This is a genomic window from Verrucomicrobiia bacterium (assembly GCA_035765895.1).
Classification (GTDB): domain Bacteria; phylum Verrucomicrobiota; class Verrucomicrobiia; order Limisphaerales; family DSYF01; genus DSYF01.
In genome coordinates, this window is sequence record DASTWL010000073.1 from 1 (window position 1) to 25,479 (window position 25,479).

General features: G+C 60.1%; 22 protein-coding genes and 1 riboswitch. Of the genes, 13 read left to right on the top strand and 9 right to left on the bottom strand.

Annotated elements, in window-relative coordinates; genetic code table 11:
* From VFV96_14410 to VFV96_14435, 6 genes are all read right to left on the bottom strand, one after another.
* Nucleotides 1–278: site-specific integrase (locus VFV96_14410; GenBank protein ID HEU5071593.1), on the bottom strand; the 278-nt coding region annotated here is incomplete at its 3' end.
* 25 nt (nt 279–303) lie between these two features.
* On the bottom strand, nt 304–3,108 hold the full coding sequence (locus VFV96_14415) for a DNA topoisomerase III (protein ID HEU5071594.1): 2,805 nt from the start codon (nt 3,106–3,108) through the stop codon (nt 304–306).
* A gap of 144 nt (nt 3,109–3,252) precedes the next feature.
* Nucleotides 3,253–4,095: a response regulator gene (locus VFV96_14420; protein ID HEU5071595.1), complete on the bottom strand. Its 843-nt coding sequence runs from the start codon at nt 4,093–4,095 to the stop codon at nt 3,253–3,255.
* 69 nt (nt 4,096–4,164) lie between these two features.
* The gene (gene mnmE, locus VFV96_14425; GenBank protein HEU5071596.1) at nt 4,165–5,538 is read right to left on the bottom strand and encodes a tRNA uridine-5-carboxymethylaminomethyl(34) synthesis GTPase MnmE; all 1,374 of its coding nucleotides are present in this window, start codon (nt 5,536–5,538) and stop codon (nt 4,165–4,167) included.
* Between the two features lie 27 nt (nt 5,539–5,565).
* Entirely contained in the window at nt 5,566–5,817 is a 252-nt protein-coding gene (locus tag VFV96_14430) for a hypothetical protein (protein HEU5071597.1), read from the bottom strand.
* 50 nt (nt 5,818–5,867) lie between these two features.
* Nucleotides 5,868–6,467, bottom strand: coding sequence for a YIP1 family protein (locus VFV96_14435; protein HEU5071598.1), 600 nt, complete (start codon nt 6,465–6,467; stop codon nt 5,868–5,870).
* Between the two features lie 104 nt (nt 6,468–6,571).
* Here VFV96_14435 and VFV96_14440 point away from each other — a divergent pair, with 104 nt between their 5' ends.
* From VFV96_14440 to VFV96_14485, 10 genes are all read left to right on the top strand, one after another.
* Nucleotides 6,572–6,955: a hypothetical protein gene (locus tag VFV96_14440; protein ID HEU5071599.1), complete on the top strand. Its 384-nt coding sequence runs from the start codon at nt 6,572–6,574 to the stop codon at nt 6,953–6,955.
* A gap of 136 nt (nt 6,956–7,091) precedes the next feature.
* Nucleotides 7,092–7,412 carry a septum formation initiator family protein gene (locus tag VFV96_14445; GenBank protein HEU5071600.1) on the top strand — a complete coding sequence of 107 codons (321 nt, stop codon included), beginning with the start codon at nt 7,092–7,094 and terminating at the stop codon, nt 7,410–7,412.
* Between the two features lie 403 nt (nt 7,413–7,815).
* Nucleotides 7,816–10,398 carry a fibronectin type III domain-containing protein gene (locus VFV96_14450; protein HEU5071601.1) on the top strand — a complete coding sequence of 861 codons (2,583 nt, stop codon included), beginning with the start codon at nt 7,816–7,818 and terminating at the stop codon, nt 10,396–10,398.
* Entirely contained in the window at nt 10,350–11,951 is a 1,602-nt protein-coding gene (locus VFV96_14455) for an alpha/beta hydrolase (protein HEU5071602.1), read from the top strand. The genes VFV96_14450 and VFV96_14455 overlap by 49 nt, the downstream gene beginning before the upstream one ends.
* A gap of 6 nt (nt 11,952–11,957) precedes the next feature.
* Nucleotides 11,958–13,061 carry a carboxypeptidase-like regulatory domain-containing protein gene (locus VFV96_14460; protein HEU5071603.1) on the top strand — a complete coding sequence of 368 codons (1,104 nt, stop codon included), beginning with the start codon at nt 11,958–11,960 and terminating at the stop codon, nt 13,059–13,061.
* On the top strand, nt 13,058–13,474 hold the full coding sequence (locus VFV96_14465; GenBank protein ID HEU5071604.1) for a hypothetical protein: 417 nt from the start codon (nt 13,058–13,060) through the stop codon (nt 13,472–13,474). The genes VFV96_14460 and VFV96_14465 overlap by 4 nt, the downstream gene beginning before the upstream one ends.
* A gap of 100 nt (nt 13,475–13,574) precedes the next feature.
* Entirely contained in the window at nt 13,575–13,859 is a 285-nt protein-coding gene (locus tag VFV96_14470; protein HEU5071605.1) for a hypothetical protein, read from the top strand.
* A gap of 671 nt (nt 13,860–14,530) precedes the next feature.
* Nucleotides 14,531–15,151, top strand: a complete 621-nt coding sequence (locus VFV96_14475; GenBank protein HEU5071606.1) for a fibronectin type III domain-containing protein — start codon at nt 14,531–14,533, stop codon at nt 15,149–15,151.
* A 126-nt stretch (nt 15,152–15,277) separates the two neighbouring features.
* A riboswitch (cobalamin riboswitch) is annotated at nt 15,278–15,441 on the top strand.
* A gap of 268 nt (nt 15,442–15,709) precedes the next feature.
* Entirely contained in the window at nt 15,710–16,687 is a 978-nt protein-coding gene (locus tag VFV96_14480) for a hypothetical protein (GenBank protein ID HEU5071607.1), read from the top strand.
* Nucleotides 16,688–16,697: 10 nt separating this feature from the next.
* On the top strand, nt 16,698–17,708 hold the full coding sequence (locus tag VFV96_14485; GenBank protein HEU5071608.1) for a cysteine-rich CWC family protein: 1,011 nt from the start codon (nt 16,698–16,700) through the stop codon (nt 17,706–17,708).
* 12 nt (nt 17,709–17,720) lie between these two features.
* On the opposite strand, the gene VFV96_14490 is transcribed toward VFV96_14485, so the two are convergent.
* The 3 genes from VFV96_14490 to VFV96_14500 all read right to left on the bottom strand — a co-directional run bounded on the left by VFV96_14490 (nt 17,721) and on the right by VFV96_14500 (nt 21,823).
* The gene (locus VFV96_14490; GenBank protein ID HEU5071609.1) at nt 17,721–19,118 is read right to left on the bottom strand and encodes a tetratricopeptide repeat protein; all 1,398 of its coding nucleotides are present in this window, start codon (nt 19,116–19,118) and stop codon (nt 17,721–17,723) included.
* Nucleotides 19,119–19,399: 281 nt separating this feature from the next.
* Nucleotides 19,400–19,768 (bottom strand): hypothetical protein, encoded by a 369-nt coding sequence (locus VFV96_14495; protein ID HEU5071610.1) that lies wholly within the window; start codon nt 19,766–19,768, stop codon nt 19,400–19,402.
* A 426-nt stretch (nt 19,769–20,194) separates the two neighbouring features.
* Nucleotides 20,195–21,823, bottom strand: coding sequence for a fucose isomerase (locus VFV96_14500; GenBank protein ID HEU5071611.1), 1,629 nt, complete (start codon nt 21,821–21,823; stop codon nt 20,195–20,197).
* A gap of 137 nt (nt 21,824–21,960) precedes the next feature.
* Here VFV96_14500 and VFV96_14505 point away from each other — a divergent pair, with 137 nt between their 5' ends.
* The 3 genes from VFV96_14505 to VFV96_14515 all read left to right on the top strand — a co-directional run bounded on the left by VFV96_14505 (nt 21,961) and on the right by VFV96_14515 (nt 25,479).
* Nucleotides 21,961–22,995, top strand: coding sequence for an MBL fold metallo-hydrolase (locus VFV96_14505; protein ID HEU5071612.1), 1,035 nt, complete (start codon nt 21,961–21,963; stop codon nt 22,993–22,995).
* Between the two features lie 183 nt (nt 22,996–23,178).
* On the top strand, nt 23,179–23,715 hold the full coding sequence (locus VFV96_14510; protein HEU5071613.1) for a hypothetical protein: 537 nt from the start codon (nt 23,179–23,181) through the stop codon (nt 23,713–23,715).
* Between the two features lie 39 nt (nt 23,716–23,754).
* A complete protein-coding gene (locus VFV96_14515) occupies nt 23,755–25,479 on the top strand; it encodes a GspE/PulE family protein (protein ID HEU5071614.1) in 1,725 nt (574 codons plus the stop codon).

A 25,479-nucleotide genomic window follows, 5' to 3' on the forward strand; every position in this document is an offset into this window, starting at 1 on the left:
TGGCGCACCAGAAATTTGTAGAACGTCCGCAGTGCGCTGAAACGCAGTTGCGTTGCCGCCCGCCCGAGGTTTTGCCGCCCCAGAAAGCGCAGGTAGGCGCGAAAGTCGTCCCGTTGGAGCTTTGCCCAATCGGGCGCCGACTGGCGCTCCTGCTGATGCCAGGCCGTGAATTCCGTCAACGCCTGCCGGTAATTCCGCTGGGTGTAAACCGACGCCCCGCGATCCGCAGCGAGATGGGTGAGGAATTTATCCGACCAGGTGTCAAAGGAATGGCTCATTCCGCCAAAAAACTGTCGCGCCTCATTATCGCTCCGGAAACTCGAATTCCACCTTGCCCTTGGCGCCGAGCCTGAGATGCGCCGGGAACGGCTTGCCGGCCTTCGAGATGAACTTCTCCAGCAGGTCCGTTTTCCCGGTCGCCAGCAGCTTCTTGAACTGCTCACGATCCACCGGCTGCTGCAGCACGACCTTGCCGGACTTGAAGGTGCAGCGTTTGGTGTCGGCCTGCGACCGTTCGCACAGGTAGTGTTCCGGTCCTTCGAAGACATTGCCGCCGCACTTCGGGCATTTGCCCAGCGGCTCCTGGCCCGTGAAATCCAGCTTCACCACCGGCTCGTCGGCCTTTTTCTTCGCCGGGAATTTCTTCTCCCGGGGCGCAAACTCGAAGCCAACCTTGCCATCCTTCACGACGAGGAACGCCTCAAACTTCCGGCCCGTCTTGTTCGAGACGAAATTCTTGAGCAGGTCCGTCTTGCCCTCGGCGAGCAGTTTGACCACCTGCGCCTTCTCAACCGGCTGTTGCAGGATGACCGCGCCGGTCTTGAAGTCGCACGTGCGGTCGGGACCCACGGACTTTTCGCATGAATAGTTCATCCCGTTCTCGAACACACGCGCGCCGCACTTCGGACATTTGCCGAGCGGCTCCTTGCCGGTGAAATCCACGGTCTCCGCCGCCTCGCCTTCCTTGGGTTCGTTGCCGAAGTCGAACTTCACCTCGTGCTGCTCATTCAACTTCACCACGGCCGCGAACGGGAATCCCTTCTGGCTGCGGAAGCCCTGCAATGGCCCGATCGTCTTGTCGCGGAGCAACACCTCCATTTCCTCCTCCTCAAACATGCGCCCGCCCATGACGCGCCGGACGCTGAAGTCGCAATTCTGGCACTTGAACTCGCGAAACTTTTCGTGCACCTCGCCACCGCATTTGGGGCAACGCGTTTTGAGCACGCCAAAATCGCCGGGGATGGTGTCCTTGTCGTAAAGCTTGGCCTTGCGGACGATCTCCTCGGTGAAATGGCGGATTTCGCCCATGAACTGGTCCCGCGGCAGCTGGCCGCGCTCCATTTTCTTGAGCTGATACTCCCAGTCACCGGTCATTTCCGGCTTGGTCAGTTCATTGACGCCGAGGCCGACGAGCAGTTGCACCAGGGAAAACGCCTTGGCCGTGGCCTGCAATTCGCGGCCGTTGCGGTGCAGGTATTCCTCCTGAATCAATCCCTCGATGATGGCCGCGCGCGTGGCGGGCGTCCCCAGCCCGCGCTCGCTCATCGCCTCACGCAGCTCGTCATCCTCGACGAGCTTGCCCGCGCCTTCCATCGCGCCAAGCAAGGTGGCTTCGGTGAAGCGCGCCGGCGGCCGCGTCTGGCTGCCTTTGACTTCGACTTCGGGCGTGGCAACGGTTTCATTCGGCTCCACCGCCACGAGGCTCGGCGCATCGCCCTCGCCCTGCGCCTCCTTGCCATAGACTTCCAACCAGCCGGGTTTCACGAGCACCTTGCCGGTGCTTTTGAACGGCTCGCCTTCGACGCGGGTGATGCGGACGGTTTCGAGAAATTCCGCGGCGGGAAAGAACACGGCGAGGAACCGCCGGGTCACCATGTCGAACAATTTCTGCTCCGCCTCGCTCAAGCCTTTCGGCAGCTGGCCGGTCGGGATGATGGCGAAGTGGTCGCTGACCTTGGCATTGTTGAAAATGCGCTTGTTGGGATGGACCCAGTTGTTCGTCAGGACCTTTTCCGCCAAACCGCTGAACCCGGTGAGGTCGCGGAGCGAATCGAGCGTCTTCTTCACCGTGTCGAGGTAATCCTCCGGCAGGTGGCGCGAATCGGTGCGCGGGTAGGTCAGCACCTTGTGCTTTTCGTAAAGGGCCTGCGCCAGGCCGAGCGTGTTTTTGGCACTGAAGCCAAACCGCCCGTTGGCCTCGCGTTGGAGCGTGGTTAAATCATACAACAACGGCGAAACCTGCGTGGTGGGTTTGCTTTCCTCGGTGACGATGCCGGGTTTGCCAAGGCACTTCGCCCGGATGGCTTCGGCCTGTGCCTTGTCCCACAGCCGCTCCGGCTTCAATTCTCCGTCGGCGTCCTTCCCTTCCGGCTTGTGGAACTTCTCGTCGAACCAACGGCCCGGGTAGTTGCCAGCCTTGGCCGTAAAGGTGCCGATCACCTCCCAATAATCGCGGGGCTTGAAGCTGCGGATCCGGGCCTCGCGTTCCACCACGATGGCGAGCGTCGGCGTCTGCACGCGGCCCACGGTGGTTTTGTAAAACCCGCCCGACTTGCTGTTGAACGCAGTCATGGCCCGGGTGCCGTTGATGCCCACCAGCCAGTCGGCTTCGGCACGGCTTTCGGCCGCGTTGGCCAGCGGCCGCAGGTCCTGATCCGAGCGCAGCCGGGCAAAGCCGTCGCGAATCGCCGCGGGCGTCATCGACTGCAACCACAGCCGTTGAATGGCCTGTCGCGCCTCGGTGAATTCCACAATGCGGCGAAAAATCAGCTCGCCTTCGCGCCCGGCGTCACACGCATTGATGAGCGTATCGACATCCTTCCGCTTGATGAGCTTGACGAGCACCTTGAGCCGTTTTTCGGAGCGTTCGATGGGCTGAAGCGCAAAGCGCGGCGGGATGTGCGGCAGGGCGGCAAAAGTCCATTTGCCGCGTTTGACGTCGTGCTCTGCCGGCACCGTCAGTTCGAGCAAATGCCCGACGGCCGAGGAAATGATGTATTGCTCACCCTCGAAGAATTCGCCGGATTTATCCTTGGTGACGCCGCCCAAAGCCTTGGCAATGTCGGCCGCAACCGATGGCTTTTCCGCGATGATGAGCGCTTTTCCCATAGCTTATTGGCGAACGCTTTTACTGCTAATGCACCGAAAAAGGCAAACCTAAGTTGCAAGTTTGTGCAAATTGCAGATCAAAAAGCACCGGTTGCTGGTCCGTAAATCACCACCCCGTCGCCCCCCAGATCCAAGGAACTCAAGCTAAGATGCGGCGGGCGCGCCGTCGCCCGAAGGCGTGTTGTTGTTCAATTGATCAGTCAACGAACGAATCTGCGCCCGGGTCTGGCGCAGCTCGGCTTGAGTGCGGATGCGCTCGGTGTTGTCGCGCAAAACGAGCACGACGCCCTGCGGCCCGCGGGCCGCATCCTGCACCCGTGACAACGTGGCATCCACGCGCTCCGCCCCGCCACGTCGCCCCACCTGGATTTCCTCCCGCACCGGCTCGCCCGCGTAGGCGGCGCGCCACAACCGGGTGAGGGCCTCTTCGCCCGCCGGGGTTTGAAAGATGCCGGCCAGCTTCTCCCCCCTGGCCATGCGCGCAATCCAGCCGGTCATCCGTTCAGCGGCCGGGTTCATGAACTGCACCAGCCCGGCCGAATCGGTGATGATCACCCCGTCGCTGGTGGAATGAATGGCGGCTGAAAAGGATTGTTCCAACTGTTTCCAGCGCGTTTCCTGCGCAAAACGGATGAACGCAAGGTCGATTGCCGCCCGCAGTTCCTCCGGCCGGAAGGGCTTCAGCAAATACCCGTAGGCGCTGGATTCACGCACGGAGGCAAGGGTTTCATCGTCGGAACGTGACGTGAGGAAGATGGAGGGAACGTCGTATTGGCGGCGTAGCACATCCGCCACGCCGAAACCGTCCATGCCGCCGTGAATCTGAATGTCCAGCAGCGCCAGGTCCGGATGCTGCTTGACCACGGACTCGACGGCCGCTTCGCCCGAATCCACCACGCTGGTGATTTCCAGATTCAATTTGAGCACATAGCTCGAAATCATCTGCGCCAGCGCGTCCTCGTCCTCCACAATCAGAATCTTGTTCATAAGCTGTCATTTACCAGAGAGCACGAGCCTCGCCAACCCACAACCGTTTGAAATGCGCGGCGGCCGATTTTATTTCCCGATGCAAAACTGGCTGAAGATGGAATCCAGCAAATCCTCGGTAGTCGTGCGCCCGACCACCTCACCGACGGCGTTGACCGCGATGTGCAGGTCGAGCGCGACCAGTTCCAGCGAAAGGCCGCCAGCAATGGCGTTGAGCGTGCGTTCCGTCGCCTGACGCGCCCGGCGCAACGCATCCTGATGGCGCGAATTGATCATCACTTCCAGCATCTCACTCTTGATCTCGCCGGCCCAGACGAGCGATTTGATGTGGTCTTTAAGTGACTCAACCCCCCGCCCCGTTACACAGGAAACGTCGATGACGGCCGAGGGCCGGGCCAGTTCAGGCAGATGCAATTTGACCGGCAAATCCACCTTGTTCCTCACGATCAGCCGCTTTCGTCCGCCCAGTTCCTGCAAGAAATGGCCGTCTTCGCGATGCAACGGCTCGCCGGCATCAAGGACGTGCAAAATGAGTTCCGCCCGGCTCAGCGTCTCCCGACTGCGCCGGATGCCTTCGACTTCGATTTCGTCCCCCGCTTCCCGCAACCCGGCGGTGTCGATGAACACGACGGGCACGCCACGGATGTTGGCCGTTTCTTCGATGGTGTCGCGGGTCGTGCCCGGGATGGGCGAAACAATGGCGCGGTCGCGGCCCAGGAGCTGGTTGAGCAGGCTGGATTTACCGGCATTGGGCCGGCCCACGATGGCGGCCCGGATGCCGCGCCGCAGCAATTGCCCCTCATCCGCCGTGCGCAGCAACGAGTCCATGAATTCAATCCCGCCTTGCAGCCGCTCGATCAGTTTGGTGCGCGTGTCCGGTGCGATGTCCTCGTCCGGAAAATCGATGTGCGCCTCGATGTGCGCCAGCGTCTGGAGCAACTGGTCCCGCAGCTGGTTGATGCGTTGCGAAAGCTTGCCGGCAAGTTGTTCACCCGCGGCGCGCAGGGCGAGTTCCGTGCGGGAGTGAATGAGATCCGCCACCGCCTCGGCCTGGGCCAGATCCAGCCGTCCGTTGAGAAAGGCACGCTTGGTGAATTCGCCCGGCAACGCCAGCCGCGCGCCCGCGGCGAGCACGGCATCAAGCACGGCCTTGGCCGGAAGCAATCCGCCGTGACAGGAAATTTCAATGATGTTCTCGCAGGTGTAGGTGTGCGGCGCGCGCATCACCGCCAGCAACACCTCGTCCACGGCCCGGCCTTCGCGGGTGATGTGACCGTGATGCAGCGTGTGGCTGGCCGCGGTGGACGGCTTGAATCCGCCGCGTCGCGACGAACGGAAGCACGTGTCGGCGATGTCAAAAGCCTTCGCACCGGACACCCGGATGACGGCCAGGCCGCCCTCTCCCAAGGGCGTCGCAATGGCGGCGATGGTGTCGTCAAACATGGTGCAGGGCGGCGGAATGAAGCCGGCTCAGTTGCCGCAGATGCCGCGGGTGATTTCGCTTTTGCGATTGGCCAGCCAGAGCGCGGCTTTCTCAAAACTTTTGCGCTGGAGAAAATGGAGCAGTTGCGGATCAGTGCCCGGGGGGAGTTGCGCCGCCAGCGCGTCGATGCGTCCGAACAGTGGTAGCAGATCGACGGGCACCTTGGTGGCGGCCATCTGCTGAACGGCGCCTTCGAGGTCGCGCAGCGCGTTTTGCAGGTCTTGTTCCAACGGCGTCATGGTGCGGCCAACTTAGCCAATGCCCCCGGCGCCCGCAACCGTCCGCCGGCTCAACTGATCCATCCGAACTTGAGCGCCAGTTGCGGCAGGCGATACACCACCAGCATCCGGCCCAGCGCGGTGAGCAGCAGCAGCACGGTGACCGTGGAAACGTAGTAACCAAACGCGTGCGCCGGATCGGGCCGCATCACGTGCGGCAGTCCTTGATACAACACCATCGCCATCAGCACCGCGCCGATGGCGTAGGAAATCCACGGATTGATGGTCGGAAACGCATCCAGAACGCGCAGCAAAAAAATGGGCCCGAGCCCAAACACGCACACCGTCAGCGCGGGCAGATAGCGTTCCCGGACGTGAAACGTGTTGCCGAGATTTTTCACCGCGACCGCGCCGATCAGAACGATCAGCAGCAGCAGCCCAAACTGGCACGCCTCATACCGCACCGCATCCGCCAGCGGATAAACCTTGAGCGCGCCGAATTCCCCGACGGATTTGCCCCAATGAACCATGCCGGCTCCCTCGGCCACGCAGCCAAGGAGCAGCAAAGGGAGCAAATGAATGAGAAAAATCCGCACGACACTCCGCCCCGAAGCCGCCGCCCGGCTCCAGCCACCCATCGGATCAAACATCATGAGAAGCAGTAACAGCATCTTGCGCCATGAATATCCCTGCCGCCGGCCCGAAACAAGTTAATGCGCCCGAAATCCGCGACGCGCGCCGATTGCACGCGCGGTCAAATCGGCTAAATTGGGCCATGACAAAAAACCTCCCGGGCCGCCTGGCACTCGGCGGCCTCTGCCTGGCGCTCGCATTGCTGGCAGGTTGTGCAACCGGGCCGAAGATTGACTGGAACGCCCGCATCGGCGCCTACACTTACGATCAGGCCGTCATTGATTTTGGCCCGCCGGACAAGCAGGCGAAGCTGGCTGATGGCACGCAGGTGGTCGAATGGCTCACCCAACGCGGCTATGCCGAAACCTACTACGGCCCTTACTATCCCTACTACTACGACGGCTTTCGGCATCGTTACTACGGTTACTATCCTGTCCCCATGACCACCACGATGCCCGATGTCTATTTGCACCTGGTTTTCGGCCCGGACGGCAAGCTCATGTCCTGGAAACGCATGAACCGGTGAAGCCAATTCCCGCCGTGGAGGCCGGTTGACGGCAATCCGCCAGGCCCCGGACGAGCGGATAAGAAACCGATAAACACTGCATTAACGCGCCACTTCCTGCTTCACCTGGTCGGACCCGCATGGTTAACTCCGGCCAATGAAAGTTGACGTGGGCATCTGGAGCAAACTGACCAAGGTGGTCTGGGGTCTGTTGCTCGTGGCCGGCGTCATGATCCTCGCCCTCTGGTATCTCCCGCTCATCCGGCAAAACGAACGCATGCGCAAGGAAGTGCTGCGGCTCGACGGCGAAATCCAAAAGCAGGAAGCCGCGGGCAAGGAAACGCGCGATTCCATCGACACCCTCCGCACCGACCCCAAAGCCATTGAGCGGCTCGCGCGGGAGAAACTCGGCTACGCCAAACCCGGCGAAACCGTCGTTCGCTTCGAACCGCCGCAGACGAACACCGTCGTGCGTTGAGGTTTTCCCCGACGGCGTGCCGTTTGGCCCCAGCCCCGCAAGGAAGGCCTTTTCCAAAAAGAAATCTTGTCAGAGCACGACCGTGGCCTATAAGTCGTATTGTTCGTTAATCATCAGATGTAAACCCTAAAACTAAACATAACTTTGCGTAGCTTTGGCTACGGGCTCACTCGAAAACCGCGAATTTTCCCTGCCCGTCCAGACCGCCGGCCGCCCCTCGGGCGCGGCTTGGCGTTACTCTCGTAGTAGGCGCTTCGCGGTGCCTCGGTCGGGGTGCGCTGGGTTCGCGCCGCTTTCGTTCCGTGACGAGGCTTCCAGAAGGGAACGCATGAACAAGGTCAAGTGGTGGGTGGGCGGCGTGGCCGCGGTTGTCATTTTATGCTGGGCGCGGGGACAGAGTGATTTGAGCGCCCAGTCCTACACAGCCGAACCGGTTGCCGAACCCCGGCCGGTGTTTGACCTGCCGTTGGTCGCGCCAGAGGCCGCTCCCGAAACCGGCACCTTCTGGTTGTATTCCAAAAGCGCGGGCGAAGCCGGCTGGCCGCCGCTCCCGTTCGATCCCTACGCCGGGGTGCTGCCGCTTTACATCCTGCCGGGTGGCCAATATCTCGTGGCCGACACGCCCACCGACTTTGCCGAGCTGCAGGCGCTGCAATTCCAGATGGCGCAACTGGAGTCGGGCGCGACGTTGACCACGATGGATTCGTCCAGCGAACTGCCGCCGTTCCCGGATGACGGTGACACCAACTCGGGGGGCGGCACGTTGAACGGCCCGCCTTATACCAGCCCGAGCTATCCGAGCAATGCGCTCTGGCTGGAGATCACCGGCGTTTCCAATGGCGTGGCGCTGGTCAACCTGCACGGCACGGTTTCAGGCACGCTTTACGAATTGCTGTCAAAGGAACAACTGACCAATGCGGATTGGCAGAGCGAAGCGCCGTTATGGCTCGGCGCGGAAAATCAGGACTGGACGCCGGCGCAGGTGCCGGTGGGAATGCGGACCAACCAGTTGCTCCTGTGGGCGCGCTCCTGGGCGGATGCGGACGGCAACGGCATTCCAGACTGGTGGGAGCAGCAGTATCTCGGTCAGAGCGGCGTTGACGCATACGCCGATCCCGATGGCGATGGCTGGGCCAACCTTCAGGAATACCAGAACGGGACTGACCCAAATAATTTCAACACGTCACCGGCGCCGCAGGGACTCGTGGTTCACGTTAATGACGCAGGAACGGTAGCCACCGTTGATTGGTTGAGCACGGGTTCTGCCGTTACCGGCTATGTGGTTGAACGGTCATTCAACGGGGTGGACAACGATTATTCCGTGATCGCACCGAGTTATGTGGACAACACGTATCTTGTTCCCTCCGGCGAATATGACTATGCCGACATTCCCGCATTTCGCGTGCGGGCACAATACGCCAACGGCCTGTCGGCATGGAGTGATTGGCAGTGGCCGCAGGAATGTTTGAATCCGGTCAGCGCCCAAATGGTGACTACGCCCAGCGCCGGTGGAATGCTGTCAGCTCAGAACATCCCGGCGGATGCCGATGCCCTGCGCCTCAATGGATATTATTTTGACGAAGCCACCGCTGATTACGTGACAACCAACCTCACCCTGGCCGTTGCAGATTTCACCAACGGCTTGGCCATGCTGCCAACGGTTGCGCAAAGCCATTCGTATTTCTGGAACTGCCAGGCGCTGCGCCATTCGGGATTGGTCACGATCAGAGGACCAGTTTATGCGTCCGATGGCCAGGGCAAGATCTTCATGGATGGGCGCGAGCATCTGCGGCAAAATCTTGCCTATGCCTTGCGTGCGGCTTCCGTTGTTGAACCATTTGTATTGTCGGAATCAGCTGGACCACTGAATGGCGAAACATCGTTGGATTGTCTGGTCGCCGACTACCATTGGGCGGATGATACATGGTTGCCGAATCTTGCGGAGATCGATGTCTGGCAGCCGTTTGAGCAGAATTACGCTTTGCGCAATACGGCCTTTGACCCTCAAGCGCTAGACGCGAACGGATGGCTGACCACCGGATTCACTAACAATCCAGGTGGCGGCTTTAGCCTCATGTCCCCGGCCGCTTATGAGTTTGACGGAGTCGGCGTCTTTGGAACATTCCAGCCGCTGCTCTCCGCTGAAGTAACCCAGTGGGCGTGCCCAGGTTGGGCCGATTGGGCTTTGGGTATAGCCTATGAAATTTTACACACAGTCACCCTGACGAATAACACTCGAAACTATTTTGGCTTGGAAATCCTGTCCGCTCAGGTGGCATGGCCTGGAACAACCGCCGTAGTGCGTGCCGGTAAGACAATTACCAACTGGAACGCCCAAGACTATCCCCACTTCTATCCAGAAACGAAACAGCCAATTTTCCAAAACGCAGGATTTTACTTCGGCCATGTTGGCAGTGATCCGTTGCCTGGGCACTTCGTGTTTACAATCACGAACACGACTCCGCTAATAATTGCATCCGTTGGCGACCCCGGGTTTGAGATAGCCGGCTATGCTAAGTTGGCAATCGTGAACGGCTATACCAACAAATTTGCTTACTTGGGCCAGTATTTTGACAAAGCCTACAAGGCCAATCCGGACGGCACCCGCAGCACCAACGAAACCGGCTTCCTCTCGCCGTATGGAGAATTCCTCGCGACCGAACCGGGCAAGACCTTCCTGACCACCAAACCCGATGGCGTCAGCACCAACGTCGGCGAATGCGTGGTGAACGTCATCAAGCTGCAACTCGACGTGAACCACGACGGCACGATGGAGACGGCATGGAACAGCCCAGACAACACAACACAAAACAATCCCTTCATGTTTTGGGTGAACAACAATTACGACCGCCTCACGATTGATAAGGACGACAACACCTATTACGACGATGATGTTTTTCACCGGCGAACCAATCCGCAAAGAGCCCCTACACCGGCGTGGCCGAACCGGATAATGAGTATCGAGACCCCAGCGGCAACCGGGTGATCCCCTGTGCGCGTGATTTGGAAGACTTTGCCCGGCTGTGGATTCTCGGCCTCGGCACCAACCTGCTGGCTGACATGCCATCCGACTGGCAAATCACATTGAACTGGGGTGATGTTGGCGCGCCGGACATGAACAATCCCGCTATCGATTTGTTCGTCGCTCAAGATTTTGACGGCGGGATTGCCTATCTAACCAACGCCGCAGACGCGCAGGTGCAGACCATTGCCGCCTACAATCCCTGGCTCGGGCAGCTCGGGCCCGGCCAACAAATTCATTTAAGGGGCGCGCAATTTACCAACGGCTGGGCGGGCAACTATTTCATCTGGTGCGGCGCCAAAGCCGGGACCGGCAAATTGACCCTGACCGTGGCAAACGGCAACGGCGATACAGTGGCGCAAACGACGGCTTGCATCCAGATCAGAGACATCAAACAGATGTATGAACGATGGACCGTGGGTGACCAGCCGGGCGTTTCGCCGGCAACCAACGCCGTTCCCGCGGCGGAGGATTTGCCGCCATTTACACCGGCGTTCCAATATGGACTGTCAGCAAGCACAAACACGCCCTACATACTCTATGTTCACGGCTGGAACATGAACCGCTACGACAAAGACCGCTTTGCCGAGTCCGCATTCAAACGGCTCTACTGGCAGGGCTATCAAGGGCGGTTCGGTGTGTTCCGCTGGCCGACGGACTATGGTTTCTCTGGCGATATATTTGGAAGTTGGAGCAATCCATTGACTGATCCGCACAATTACGATAATAGCGAATTTTATGCGTGGCGGTCGGCGCAAGGGTTATTGAACAAGCTGGAAGATTTGAACACGGAGTATCCTGGGCACGTTTATTTGCTGGCGCACAGCATGGGCAATGTCGTCGCTGGTAATGCGTTGCGACTGGCGGGGAATGATCAAATCGTAAACACCTACATCGCCAGCCAAGCTGCAATACCGGCGCATGTGTATAACGGGGCTAACACGAACCTGATTGATTTTACCCATACGAACCCGAAAATTCCGTCTTGGTTGACAAGGTCAAGTTGGGGGCCGGATACGCCAAACATTTACGGCGACCGGCTTGCCGGCAACAGCGCCTCTGTGGGGCGCCGAATCAATTATTACAACGTAAATGACTACGCGCTCTCGCCGGATGCTTGGTGTTTCAACCAAGAGTGGAAGCCCGACAATTTCTTCGGAGGCTATTATAATTACACAGGCAGCACAAATGATCCAGCCCCTTGGAATCACTTCGAGTTTGTTCCCATAGGCGAGAGTCCCTTGGCTCTTGATATTGTCAACAATCAGCAAGACCTGTATGAGGCCTTTTCCTATGCTGCTGAATCACGCTCCAAAGCTTTGGGTGCCACACCAAATGTTGCCAACCTCACTCAAACCCTCAATCTGACCACGGTGTGGCCAACGGACTCGTCCGGCCACAATTATTCCGACCACTTCTACCATAGCGCAGAATTTCGAGGTGATTGTTGGCAGGAGTGGAATTACTGGAACACGCTGCTGTTTTCTTCGCAATATGGTTTCAACATCGGCAATTGATGACGAATGAAAATTAGACGTTCACTTTTCTGGTTCACCGTCATTTGCATTGCACTGATGGTGATAATTGTTTGGTTTGGGAGAAAACCAGATCAAGCGTCGTTGCCGGCAGTAGGCGAGACTAACGCCGCGTCTTCACCGAAAGCAGCCCATGCCGAGACGGCGCCGACACACCAATCTGGCTCACCCCTTCAGACAAATAGAGCCGTTGCTGCGAGCGTTCCCAATGCGCCGCCGACAGCGGTGCCTCCGAAAACCAAGGGCGAGCAGATGAAAGAAGCGTTAGCCGCTTTCAACGATGAAGATGTTGTTTTGTATGGGCGGGTGATAGATCAGTTCAGCAACGCCGTGGCAAACGCCACAATCACCGGCAGCATCCAGGTGAACAACGGCACACGGGTGGGTGCGGACAAAATCACGCTTCTCACCGATGCCAATGGTTTTTTCACCATTAGCGGTTACCAAGGTAAGGCGCTTGGAATTTGGGCGACAAAGAAGGGCTATGTGATGGCGACGCCTGACACACGATTCGTATATTCGCATCTTTGGTCAGAAGCGGAGAGATACAATCCCGATCCCAACAATCCGGCCGTCATCAAAATGTGGAAGCTGCAAGGTGCGGAGCAGTTGACGGGGATTAACCAGCGTTACAAGTTTCACTTTTCGGAGGCTCCGATAAGATTTGATTTGCTGGCGGGCAAAATCGTTCCAACTGGAGGGGACATAAAAATCACAGTGCGTCGTTCGCCGGGCGTGGTTTCGGAGCGCACATTACAAGATTGGAGCGTTCAAATTGAGGCGGTGGACGGCGGTTTGATTGAAGCTTCGGCGGAGGACGCACGGTTTGTTTACGAGTTGCCGGATGGCGGTTATCAGTCTGGCTACACCTACACGATGTCAACGAACACGCAGAGTTGGCACGGAGCGTTGGATCAAATGTTCTATTTGCGCAGCCGCAACGGACAGGTTTTCAGCAAGCTCATTTTTGGCATTTCGATCAATCGGCAACCCGATGATTACGTGTGGGTCGAGTTTCACGGGGAACTGAATTCGAGCGGCTCGCGCAACTTTGAAGCCGACGCGGGAGCGATGGCGATGAAACAGCCATGAGGCAATCGATCCGAATCCTCGTTGCTTTGTTTGCGCTCGCGGGAATCATCGCGTGGACCATGTTTACGGTGCAGGTGTGGCAATGGGGGCATTCATTCACGGGTTTCGGCGTGGGGGACGGCGCAGGCAACAGCAGCGGTTCACCGGGAGCGGCGGTCTTCGGTTTTATCCTCATCACAGCCATTTGGTTTTTGCCCGTCAGTCCTTACCTGTGCATGGCCGGCGGCGCGTTCAATCTCATCACGGGAAAAGCGTTGCGTGTTGCTTACGTGTATTCGTTGGTGGCGCTGGTTTTGATGACGCTTGCAGAGCTGGTAAGCTTTCATCCTGTGTTTGAGTTCATGGCGATGGGAAACATCGTGATTAGCGGCCTGTGGGTCTACGCATTCCGGGGGAAATTCATTGGTCAATAGGTCGGGGGGTTACGATTGCAAGCCTTACCCCTTAATCCAAACCCTAGTAGTCGAAACCTTGAACCAGACGCTGTTAAAACCATAAGACGTTGAATTCCGAATGATCGCATTCCTCCTAATTTGCCTATTCTTCGCCGTGGCACTGCCTTCCGTTCCATTGCTTTGCGCATGGCACTTCAATGCGGGAAGAATTGTCACCTTGATCGCCGGCATGATCAGCCTTGCATTAGTCGCGGGGATTACCAGGTATGTTGTGTTCATGTTTGGGGCGGGTGAAGGCGATACGGATTTCCCCATTCTCATTGGCTTGGTGCTGTCGGGAGGTATCGTGCTTTGCACCCTGATTATGATGACGAATGGCGGACGGAAAAGGGCCGACAAATGAAGACCGGCGCCTGAGATAGAATACCAGATTTGGCTCTTCCGCCGTCTATGCCAGGGCAGCAACGCGCAAACCTGCGGCCTCAAGCAGCCCACCGACATCCGCCCGAGTCTTCCCCACAGAGACCGCTCCAAACCTTGCGCCGGGTGCCGTATTCCTTGCAAGGATCGCTCTGTTCCTTGCAAGGTTTGCTCCTTTCCTTACAAGGAAAACTCCAGTCCTTGCATGGAAAATCATTTTCCTTGCAAGGTTTGCTCCGGTCCTTGCATGGAAAACTGTTTTCCTTTTAAGGAAAATCATTTTCCATGTAAGGAAAATCGTTTCCCTTGCAAAGACTGCTCATTTCCTTGCAAGGAAAACTCCTTTCCGCGCAAGTTCGGTGTCCCGATTCGCGCCAGCGACCATGTTCTAATGGACATTGTTCGCACTCCTAATCATAAAAGCACACTCCTTTTCCGTTAACGAACCGCGGTTTCGCCCTGCCCCGCCGTGGCATGTCTCCGGCTCAATCCCAGCCGCAGCCTTCGAGTTCACGCGCTTCCGCAAGCCGTTCTTGCGGGCCTTCATGGCGCGCGGCCCCAGGCTGAATCAGATGGCGGTAAAACCTCTAAACAAACGGGGCGCGTCACACCGACCCCGGAGGTCAACTCTGCCGTAAAACGAAAGGTAAAGTCATGAGCTATGCCAAAGTCGGGCTGGACGGTTTGACGGTGCCAGCCAAAATCCAATACCTCCGCCGCCTCGTCGCGGCGCTGACGGGCAATCCAAACTTCCCCACCCCGAACCCCGCCGTGGCGGACCTGACGGCGGCGGCGGATGCGTTGGAAGCGGCCTACAACGACGCGCAGGCTGCCCGGCTGGTTTCCAAAACCAAGACCGGCATCCAGGACGCGCAGGCCCTGGACACGGACGCGCTGGTCAACCAGCTCGCCAGCTACGTGGACAACGCCAGCGGAGGCGACGCGGAAAAAATCGCGAGCGCGGGTTTCGCCGTGCGCGCCACGCCAACGCCCGTGGGCGATCTGCCCGCGCCCACCGACCTGCAGGTGCTCCCCAGCGAGCACGCCGGCAGTGCGGACGTGTCGTGGAAGTCCGTGCGCGGCGCCCGCGCCTACGTGATCGAACGCGCCCCCGACGAGCCCAGCCTCAACTGGGCGGTCATTGGGACAAGCACGCGCGGCCGGGCCTCATTAAACACGATGACCAGCGGCCTCAAATACTGGTTCCGCGTCGCCGCCGTCGGCGCCGCCGGCCAGAGTGCGTGGAGCGACCCGGTGCCCTTGTTCGCGCCGTGAGCTCCTTAGCGTGCCCCGAAACGACCAGCGGAACGCGCCCGCGTTCCGCTGGTTTTTTGTTTTTCTCCTTGGCAAACCTGACGCGCGGATTTAACAAGGCCGCCGCTCTTTGAATGGCGGATATTTCTCCGCCGCTTGCAATCAGGTGACAGGGAACCCCGTGTGATTCGGGGACGGTTGCGCCACTGTAACGGGTTACGAGTTTCCATGGCCACTGGCTTTTGCCGGGAAGGCGGAAACGAGGATTGAAACCCGGAGTCAGGATACCGGCCTGGTTGTGCTCGTCAGTCGGGAGGACGAGTTGATGGTTGAAAGTTGATCGTTGATGGCGGGAACAAAAGTTTCCCAAGTCCAGCAACCTTCAACTAAACCGTCAGCCAGCCGCCCGCACTTCTCCGCCAAGAGAAGGATGAGGCCAGCCCGTTTCCGCCCGAGCGGAACGGAATGTGAATGCCTTCATTTCCATTTGGCGGGGATGAAGGTTTTTTGCCTTCGTCCCCCGCACTGGTCCTCGCAACCAAAAACTCCGCTCCCGCGGAATCGTCAGAACCAGTGCCCATGAAACAAATCGTAATCCGCCGGCTGGCGGCCCTGTGGTCCGTCCTCGCGGCCGCCCCGCTCACCGCCGCCACCCTTGTCACTCACTTTGCCACCGATCCCGCCGCCGCCGGCTGGCAGGCTTATGGCAACACCAATCTCTTCACCTGGGACGCGACAAATGAGAACCTGCGCGTGACGTGGGATTCTTCCCAGCCCAACAGTTATTTTTACCACGCGCTCGGCCAGACACTGTCGCGCACGAACGACTTCCTCGTTCAATTCGACCTGAATTTGAGTGACATCACGGTGAGCAACGATCCCGGCAAGCCCTACTCGTTTGAAATCGCCCTTGGACTGATACAGCACACGCAGGTGACCAACACCGCGTTGGCCCGGGGCTCCGGGGAATCGCCCAATCTGGTGGAGTTCGACTATTTCCCCAACGACTTCAATGACTACGGTGCCAGCGTTTCCACAGCATTGATTTCGAGCACGACCAATTACTGGAACGGGGGCTTCACGTTTCCGCTCGAACTGGCCACCAACACGCACTATCGCGTGCAAATGACGTTCACGGCCGCCGACCAAACCCTGCGGGCCACCCTGACGAGCAACGGTGTGCCGGTGGGCCCGTTGGAAGAAGCAACGATTGATGCCTACTTCGGAGATTTTGCCGTCGATACCGTGGCCATCAGCAGTTACAGCGACCAGGGACAGTTCCCGGGTTACGAAGGTTCGGTGCTCGCGCACGGAACCGTTGATGATCTCGTCGTGGCCGCGCCGTTGCCGGTTGGCACCCTCACCTCGCCCGCCGCCGGAAAGGTGGCCCTGCTCAGCGACCCGAGCTGGCTTTACACGCTGGAACGCAGCACGAACCTGATGGATTGGTCGGGCGCGGCAGCCGCTGTGCCCGGCAACAACGGCATGTTGTCGCTGCAAGACACCAACGCGCCGGCCGACGCCGCTTTCTATCGCGTGCACGCAACGCTGCCTTGAACTGCACGACATGGCCGTCCGCCCATCAACTCAACCCGGAGCGATCCCAGCGATCGACCCGGCGCTTTGCCCATTGTGCGGACGGCCAAATCATTGCGCACGGTGCCAGACCAGCCCGTCAGCAAGCGAACGCAATTCCGCGCCGGCCGACGTTGCCGGCTCTGCGCCGGCCCAAACCTCCTGCTGGTGCGAAGCGGAGGCGATTCCCGCCGCGTTGCTGGTGCGCATTCCCGTTGCGCAACGCGGACGGGCCTGCGTCTGCCGCGCCTGCGTGCGCGACTTTCAAAAGACCCACGCCCCGGCGTTCACCTTGATTGAGCTGCTCGTGGTGATTGCCTGCATCGCCATCCTCGCCGCACTGCTGCTGCCCGCGCTCGCCCGCAGCCAGGACGCCGCCCGCCGCCTCAAGTGTGTTTCCAATCTGCACCAGCTGGGGCTCGCGGCGCAGATGTATTGGGACGAAAACGCGGGCGATTGTTTCCGCTACGGCGGCGACGTGGCCAACGGCGGGCGGCTCTACTGGTTTGGCTGGCTGGGCAATGGGGCCGAAGGCGAGCGACCGTTCGATGCCACCCAGGGCGCGCTGTATCCCTATTTGCAGGGCCGCGGGGTGGAGCTGTGCCCCTCGCTCAATTACGCCCTCGCGCAATTCAAGCTGAAGGCCAGCGGGGCCGCCTACGGTTATGGCTACAACCTGTGCCTGTCCGTGAACAAGACCGCGCCGCCCCAGAAAATCTACCGGCTGATGCGACCGTCCGAGATCGTGCTGCTGGCCGATGCCGCGCAAGTGAACATTTTTCAGCCGCCCGCTTCCCGCGCGAATCCCATGCTGGAGGAGTTTTACTACGTCAGCACCAACCGCAATGAAGCCACGGCCCATTTCCGCCACGCGCAACGGGCGGACGTGGGGCGGGTTGACGGCCACGTGGACAGCGAACGCATGGAGCCGGGTTCGCTGGATCAAAACCTGCCCAGCCAGTTCGTGGGCCGGCTGCGTCCGGAAATCCTCGCGGCCCCGTGAAGCAGGCGCCGGTCACTGGCCGGCGTAATAGGCGTCCACCTTGGCTGCCACATCGCGGTAGCCGATGTCCGCCTCGTAAATCTGTTTGAACTGCTCGATGGCCTCCTCCTTCTTCTCCATCGCTTCGAGCACGGTGCCCAGGTTGTAGATCAAATCCTTCTTCTCGTCGTCGAGCACGAGCTTTTCCTTCAGGGCATTTTGCAGCGTGCGGGCGGCGAGATCATACATTTTCCGCTTCGCGAAACATTGGGCGAGATAGCCCATGGCCGAAATGCGCTTGTGCGGATTGGACTGCGCCTTTTGCAACTCCTGAATGGCCTCGCCGACCTTGCCCGCCTGAAAATACAGCACGCCCATTTCAAAGCGGATGGCCAGATCGGTCGGATACTTTTCAACGCGACGACGGCATTCCTCGAGTTGCATGGTTTGCTTGGTCGCGGCCAGCTCCGCCTGCCGGGCGCTGTATTCGTCCGAAGTCGGATCGAGCTGAGCGATTTGATGATCCAACTGCTTGACCTTGGTGTCGCTGATGGCCTTGTCCAGGGTGGGATCATTGCCCGCGTCGGACGCCTTGAGCTGCTCGTAATACTTCAGCGCCTCGGCAAAACGCTTATTCTGCGTGTATAGCTCGGCCAGCGAACGCATCAACCGCGCGTTGCCCGCATCGGGTCCGGCCAGCCGGGTTTCGTATTCCCGCATCAACCGCTCGGCGTTGTCCTCGGAACGGACGGCGCGCTGTTCCTGCTCCAACTGCGCGGCCTCCTCCTTGTTCTTGAGCATGTCGCGGTAGGAGCTGTTCTCCTGCTCGGCTTTTTCGTAGGCGCCCTCCTTCAATGTGCGCCGGGCCGAGAGATTTTTCAGCGCCTGCGAAACTTCCGGGTCATTGGGCAACTGCCGCTGCAATTCCACGAGCGCGTGTTCCGCCAGGTTGACCTCGCCGATGTCGGCCAGCGTCGTGCCGTATTGAGTGATGATGGCCTTGTCCCGCGGGTGGAGCCGGGCCAGCACTTCGAGCGAGAGCACGGCCGAGCGCGGCATTTCCAGGGCCAGCGCCGCTTCGGCGGCCAGCTTGTGCCCCGCCGTGCTGTTCGGGTCCGCGCTGAGAATTTGCTCGGCAACCTGCAATGCCTCCCCGGCGTTGGCGCGCAGGGCAAGCTGGCCCTTCGCCACGAGCGGCGCGGTGCTGGCGCTGCCCCACATCTTCTTGAACATTCCGCCGCCGTTGCCGGCCTTGCCGACCTGCGCGTGGCGCAGCGCCTTGCGGCAGTCCACGCAACCCGGCGCGTGCCGCAGCACCTGCATGAACAGGTCGATGGCGTAATCGAAGTTGTCCCGCTGCAGTGCCTCCGTTCCCTTGGTGTAAAGCTGGCGCATTTCCCGCGGCAGTCCGTTCAATTCAATCTCAGGCATGAAATCAATTAGCGACAAGTGGCGGGAAAAATCCACTGTAAAGAACGGCGCGACACCGCAAATCCGGCCGCAACAACAAGCAGCCCGGCAGACTTGCGCCTGCCGGGCCCACCTTCAACCAACCACTAACCCAACCAACCACCGACCTCCGCCGCAAACGATTGTGCAGAGCGGCGTGACCATAACACGGCTTTACCTCGCTTGGCTGCAAGAGCGCTGACAAATTGCCTAAATCGCACTACCGCCCAGCGGACCGTCACAGCGCCAAGTTTAACCGCGGCTCAATGTGCATACTGCTGACTCCACGCCTTAATTTGTGCGCCAAAATCGTTGGTGGAGACTCGCTGATAAGCCATCAAAACGTTTGTGAGCGTGTGTTCGTAATCGCGCCGGACAAGACGCGCGAGCGGTGTGCCCTCCAATGTCCTGCTGTGCCCCTGATAATAGCAAATGAGAAACTCTGTGCGATGCGCAATCGTCTCCGGGTCTGAAAACTCCCTCGCAACCAGCTCGGTCGTCTCACATTGATGGGAAATAAACATGGCCGTGACCGTCTGTCTGTAGCTCGTCAGCACCTGCCACCCAAGCAGAACAACTGCGACAAGGAGAACGAGAGCGGCCCAGAACGTGATGCTGTTCTTCCAGTGCATGATTCAATAACCACTAGGCTCCGGGTAAAACACGAATTACAGCCCCATCTTCTGCCACCAGCACGGTGCAATGGTTCCCCGGCGTAAACTCTGGCATGCCAAAATGATAGCCAGACACAAACTGAACATAAACTTCATGATGGCCGGATACATGAGTCACTCGATAGTAGGCATCCACTGCGCGACGTCTCTGCTCCTCCAAATAGTGACGCGCGGCGGCGATAGCGCGCCGCGCTTGCGGTGAAAATGCAGTGTCACGCTCACGCCTCAAGCCACCCAGAACAACAGTCGGCTCGGGAAAAGTCGGTGCAACATCAGCAGCCACGTCGGCTGGGGTGGGTCGCACGTCTTGCCTAGAGGCACAGCCTGAAATAAGCGCAACCAAGAATAGTATGGAAACTAAACTACGCATGGATCATGCAACCACTAGACCAAACTCACATCGCCGCAAAGGTGCACCTCCAACCCCAGCTCGGCAAGGGCTGCGGCCTTGATGCGGCACGCCCGCTGCGCCTGCGCGCGGTTCGGCGCATAAACCACCTGGATGTGGTTGGACTTGTGCCGGGCCATCATCTGGTCGCGCGAAACCCCTTGGGTGACGGCGTGCATGATCGGCCATTGCGGCGTGGTTTCGCGCCAGCGGCGTTCGGTTTCGGCCTCGGGCAGGCGCACCACTTCCGCCACACCCAAATCGCATTGCAGCCGGCCGTCCATGACGAACACCCGGCTCCAAACGATCCAGCCCGGCTTGCTGTTACCTTTCATCGTGCCGCCGCCCAGCCGGAAATACATCGCCGGCTGACGCTCGCTCACCGTGCCCTTCCATTTGCCGATGAAATGCTCGGGCGGCGCGGCGCCGGAAATCAAAAACACCCAGACGTAATCGTCCACGCCGTCGCCCTTGAAATGCCGGCCCCAGCGCAGGTCGTGCAGCGTGTTCTCGGGTGCAAATCCCAGCTCGCGCCACAGTTTGTAGGTCACAAGGCCGTCGAAGCCGGCGCACTCGTCCACTTCGTTGAAATGTGGCAGGGCCTCGCCGGCATACAACAGCCGGCGGCCATCGGCGCTGCGCACCGGCGGCCGGTCCACGTTGTTCAAGGTGCCCTCGACCAGGTCGCTGGCCGGCGCGAGGTCCTTGAGGCCCTGTTGATATTGAATGCCGATGGTGTCGCAGCCGAAATCGTCGGCCAGGCGCAGCGCGGCGACATACATCTTGCACTGCTCCAAAGTCTGACGTTCGGTCAGCTCGGTTTCCTCGTCGCTGCCCCACGCGAATTTCATCCCCTTCTTCAAATACCAGTCGAGCACGGCCCGCGCTTCGGCATCGGAAACGCGCAGCATTTCCGCGTATAGGGTGGACTGGCTGAGGCGTTCCTTGAACACGCCGGTGGGGTTAAGCAGTTCGTCAGGAATGATGGCGTTGAACATGCCCATGCACCCCTCGTCAAAGACGCCCATGATGGCCTTGCGCTGCTTGAAACGGCGCGCGAAGGCCCGGCCCAACTGTTCATCCGCGGGCGGCAGTTTAATGAGCTTCAGACTTTTCACGTGCGTCTGGTCGTGCGTGACGACGCCTTCGGTCAGCCACTGGCGCAGCCCGTTCTTGAAATAATCATCCGTGAATTTTTCGCTCCACAAGGTGCTGTAACGGATGCCCGCCTTGGTCATGGAACCATTGAGATTCAGCATGCCGACCAACCCAGGCCACGTGCCGCTCCAGTTGGCGACGGTGAGGATCGGCCCCTGATGCGTGGAAAGCCCGGGCAGTAGATGATGGCTGTATTGCCAGACCACTTCGGCCACAATGAGCGGCGCCGTGGCGTCCAGCTGCCGGAACACTTCGAGGCCCATTTTCTGGGAATCAATGAAGCCGTGCTGCTTTTTGGCATCATACGGATGAGCCCGGACAACCTTCCAGCCCTCGGCCTTGAGGGCGCGGGTCAGCACCGCCTCCATCCTGGCCTGCTCGGGCCAGCATTTTTGGTTGGCGGACAAGCGCAGGTCGCCGTTGGAGACGAGATAAACATGTTTGGGCGGAAGCTTCACTGGTTTCATGCACCCAGCCTACCGCCGTCCGGGCCGGACGCACCAATCCAAACATTTGGACGTTTGCCAGAATGTCTGGACGAATCACAGATGAGCCGCGCCGCCCGCGGCGTTGACTTGGCGCGGGTTCAAGCCAACTTGGCCGCGTGTCGGCCTTGCAGCTCGAATATCATCAACGCGGCATCCACCTGCCCCGCCTGGGCCTGTGGCTCGATCCGCAGCGCGCTCGCGCCGGCCACGTGTTCGTCAGCCACGCCCACAGCGATCATATCGCCCGGCATGCCGCCTTCATCGCCACGGAACCCACCGCATGGCTGATGCGTCACCGGCTGGGCGGACGGCGGACGGAACGAATCTTCCGCTTTGGCGAAACGGTTTCCCTGACGGGCGAGCACGCCGCCTTTCAACTCACGCTCCTGCCCGCAGGCCACATTCTCGGCAGCGCCATGGCATTCATCGAAGCCGGCGGCGAATCCCTGCTCTACACGGGCGACTTCAAATTGCGTCCCAGCCTGGCCGCCGAAGCCTGCGCGCCCCGGCCGGCGGACCTGCTGGTGATGGAAAGCACTTTCGGCCGCCCGCGCTACGCGTTCCCGGCCGAAGCCGACGTGTGGCGTGAACTGCACGCGTTTTGTCAGTCCGCGCTCGCCGACGGCATCACGCCGGTGTTGCTGGCCTATTCGCTGGGCAAAACGCAGGAACTGCTGGCCGGCCTGCGGGCGACCAGACTGCCCGTGGCGCTTCACAAGGACGCGGCCAAGCTCACGCGCATTTACGAACATTTCGGCCATTCGTTTCCCGCCTACGAAAGCGGTCATGGGGCGAAAGCCGCGGGCAAGGTGCTGATTGCACCGCCGCAAGTGGATCGCCTCGCCTTGCGGCAGGAAGTAGGTCCGCTGCGAACGGCGGTCGTCACCGGTTGGGCCATGGATGCGGGTTGCCGTTATCGTGCCGGCACGGATGCCGCGTTCCCGCTCAGCGATCACGCGGACTTTCCGGACCTGATTGCATTCGTGCGCCGCGTCGCGCCCCGGAAAGTGTTCACCGTGCATGGATTTGCCGCCGACTTTGCGCGCACGTTGCGGGAGCTGGGGTTTGATGCCCAAGCGCTGAGTGAGCCGGAGCAATTGGACCTGCCGTTGGGTGTGCGGTCCCGTGATTTGGCCGGCTACGATGCCTGACCCGGCGGCTGCGCAATGTTTGCGCAGCGATTTTGCGCAACTCCTGCTCGTTCGCAGGGTTACAGTGAACGAATTCTGAACATTTTGCCATTTGGCACGTCAATTGCCCAAGGATCCGCCAAGCAGAAATTGCGGCGCCACGCGTGCGTCGCCTGCCCAAAAAACCAAAGCTACGGAGAACCAATGAAAAAACTCACTCAATGGCTGGCGTTGGCCAGCGTGACCGCCCTCTGCTTGAGCGTCGGCACGGCAGTGGCGCAAGACAACGGCGGCAATCAGGACGGACCCGGAGGCGGCCGGCGCGGCGGCCGGAACTTCGACCCCGCACAATTCCAGCAACGCATGATGGACAACCTGCGGGATCGTCTGGAGGTCAAGGATGATACGGAATGGCAGGCCATCCAGCCGCTCCTGCAAAAGGTCATGGACCTGCGCCGCGACCAGATGGGCGGCGGCATGCGTGCCATGTTTGGCCGCAACCGCGGGGGCGACCAGGGCAACCGTCCGCGTTTCGGTCCCGAACCGAGCGCCGCGGAAACCGCGCTTTCGGACGCGATCGACAACAACGCCTCGAAGGATGATCTGAAGGCCAAGATGGCGGATTTCCGCAAGGCCCGCGATGCCAAGGAAGCCGAACTCAAGGCCGCCCAGGACAACCTGAGGAAAGTGCTCAACACCAAGCAGGAAGCCGTGGCCCTTGAAATGGGGCTCGTCAGCTAATCCGCATTGCATCACCAACGACCGATCAGCGCGCTGACCATGGCACAAACCGATTCCCAGACGACCGCCCTGCCCGAACTGCTGGAAAGCATGCGGGCGGGCCGGCAATTGTCCGAGCCGGATGCCCGGCTGCTGGCCCGGCAGGCCAGCAATGGCTCCGGCGCGCTGATCCGGTCCGAGGAGGACGTCCTGCGCTGGCTGGCGCAGGAATATGACGTCCCGTTCAACACCCTCGAAGGCGTGGAGCCGGACAAACAGGTCCTGTCCCTGTTTCCGGCCCGCATCCTTTTGAAGGAGGAACTCCTCCCCTTGCGCCGCACCGACGCTGGCGTCGAGGTGGCCACCAGCCGCCTGTTCGCCACGCAAGGCTTCGACACGTTGAAGACCATGACCGGGCTCCGCTTGAAGCCCGTGCTGGCCCCGACCGAAGCCATCCAGCGCGAGATGAAACGGCATCTCGGCGTGGGCGCCGACACGATTGATACACTCGACGAAACGGCGCCGTTCGAAGTGGTGGATGAAGATGGCGAAGAGGACACCAACCTCGACAACGCCGCCGAGGACGCGTCGATCATCCGCTTCGTGAACCAGGTGTTGCGCGACGCCATCGAGCTGCGCGCCTCGGACATTCACCTTGAACCGTTCGAGGATGAATTCCGCATCCGTTACCGCATCGACGGCGAATTGCAGGAAGTGCCCGTGCCCGCGCAGTTGAAACGCTTCCAGCCCGCGATCGTTTCACGCGTCAAAATTCTCAGCCATCTCAACATCGCCGAAAAGCGTCTGCCCCAGGACGGACGCATCAAGATCCGCATCGACGAAGCCGAGGTGGACATCCGCGTGTCGGTGATTCCGATGCTGCACGGCGAAGCGGTGGTGATGCGTCTGCTGCGCCAGAACGCGACCCTGCACGGTTTGAACGAACTGGGCATGGCGCCGCGTGAGCTGGACTGCTTCAAGCGCGTGCTGCAACTGCCCCACGGCATCATTCTCGTGACCGGCCCCACCGGCAGCGGCAAAACGTCAACGCTCTACACCGCGCTCGCGGCCATTAACGACGCCGTCCGCAAGATCATCACCATCGAAGATCCGGTGGAATACCAGCTCAAGGGCGTGAACCAGATCCAGGTTTCGGAAAAGGCCGGCCTGACGTTCGCCCGCGGATTGCGCTCCATCCTGCGTCACGATCCCGACGTGGTGCTCATCGGTGAAATCCGCGACGCCGAGACGGCGCAAATCGCGGTGCAGGCTTCGCTCACTGGTCACCTCGTCTTCTCCACCCTGCACACCAACGACGCACCCGGCGCGTTGACCCGCCTCGTGGACATGGGCGTCGAGCCCTACCTCGTGGCGTCCTCACTGGAAGCCGTGCTCGCGCAACGCCTCGTGCGCGTGCTCTGCAAACACTGCAAGGAGGAAGATCATTCACCCGCCGCGGAGGCATTCAAGGCCAAGGTCGGCATCCCGGCGAGCACCGTGATTTATCGCTCGGTTGGCTGCCGCGAATGCCGCAACACCGGCTTCTTCGGCCGCCACGCCATCTTCGAGTGGATGGACACGGACAACGAGATCCGGAAGCTGATTTTGAGCAGCGCTTCGAGCGACGTCATCCGCGAGGCAGCCCATCGTTCCGGCATGAAGACGCTGGCGGAAGACGGCTGGCGGCTGGTTCGCCTGGGCATCACCACGGTCGAGGAAGTATTGAGCGTCACCACCGCCAAGGAAGTGGCCAACACGCAACGCAGCGAAGCGACCGCGAGCTGA

Coding starts and splice junctions, on each gene's coding strand:
- VFV96_14500 (HEU5071611.1), bottom strand. CDS start 21,823: ATGAAACCAGTGAAGCTTCCGCCCAAACATGTTTATCTCGTCTCCAAC.
- mnmE (HEU5071596.1), bottom strand. CDS start 5,538: ATGTTTGACGACACCATCGCCGCCATTGCGACGCCCTTGGGAGAGGGC.
- VFV96_14490 (HEU5071609.1), bottom strand. CDS start 19,118: ATGCCTGAGATTGAATTGAACGGACTGCCGCGGGAAATGCGCCAGCTT.
- VFV96_14485 (HEU5071608.1), top strand. CDS start 16,698: ATGGCCGTCCGCCCATCAACTCAACCCGGAGCGATCCCAGCGATCGAC.
- VFV96_14495 (HEU5071610.1), bottom strand. CDS start 19,768: ATGCACTGGAAGAACAGCATCACGTTCTGGGCCGCTCTCGTTCTCCTT.
- VFV96_14430 (HEU5071597.1), bottom strand. CDS start 5,817: ATGACGCCGTTGGAACAAGACCTGCAAAACGCGCTGCGCGACCTCGAA.
- VFV96_14475 (HEU5071606.1), top strand. CDS start 14,531: ATGAGCTATGCCAAAGTCGGGCTGGACGGTTTGACGGTGCCAGCCAAA.
- VFV96_14480 (HEU5071607.1), top strand. CDS start 15,710: ATGAAACAAATCGTAATCCGCCGGCTGGCGGCCCTGTGGTCCGTCCTC.
- VFV96_14510 (HEU5071613.1), top strand. CDS start 23,179: ATGAAAAAACTCACTCAATGGCTGGCGTTGGCCAGCGTGACCGCCCTC.
- VFV96_14435 (HEU5071598.1), bottom strand. CDS start 6,467: ATGCTGTTACTGCTTCTCATGATGTTTGATCCGATGGGTGGCTGGAGC.
- VFV96_14415 (HEU5071594.1), bottom strand. CDS start 3,108: ATGGGAAAAGCGCTCATCATCGCGGAAAAGCCATCGGTTGCGGCCGAC.
- VFV96_14445 (HEU5071600.1), top strand. CDS start 7,092: ATGAAAGTTGACGTGGGCATCTGGAGCAAACTGACCAAGGTGGTCTGG.
- VFV96_14465 (HEU5071604.1), top strand. CDS start 13,058: ATGAGGCAATCGATCCGAATCCTCGTTGCTTTGTTTGCGCTCGCGGGA.
- VFV96_14420 (HEU5071595.1), bottom strand. CDS start 4,095: ATGAACAAGATTCTGATTGTGGAGGACGAGGACGCGCTGGCGCAGATG.
- VFV96_14460 (HEU5071603.1), top strand. CDS start 11,958: ATGAAAATTAGACGTTCACTTTTCTGGTTCACCGTCATTTGCATTGCA.
- VFV96_14470 (HEU5071605.1), top strand. CDS start 13,575: ATGATCGCATTCCTCCTAATTTGCCTATTCTTCGCCGTGGCACTGCCT.
- VFV96_14440 (HEU5071599.1), top strand. CDS start 6,572: ATGACAAAAAACCTCCCGGGCCGCCTGGCACTCGGCGGCCTCTGCCTG.
- VFV96_14515 (HEU5071614.1), top strand. CDS start 23,755: ATGGCACAAACCGATTCCCAGACGACCGCCCTGCCCGAACTGCTGGAA.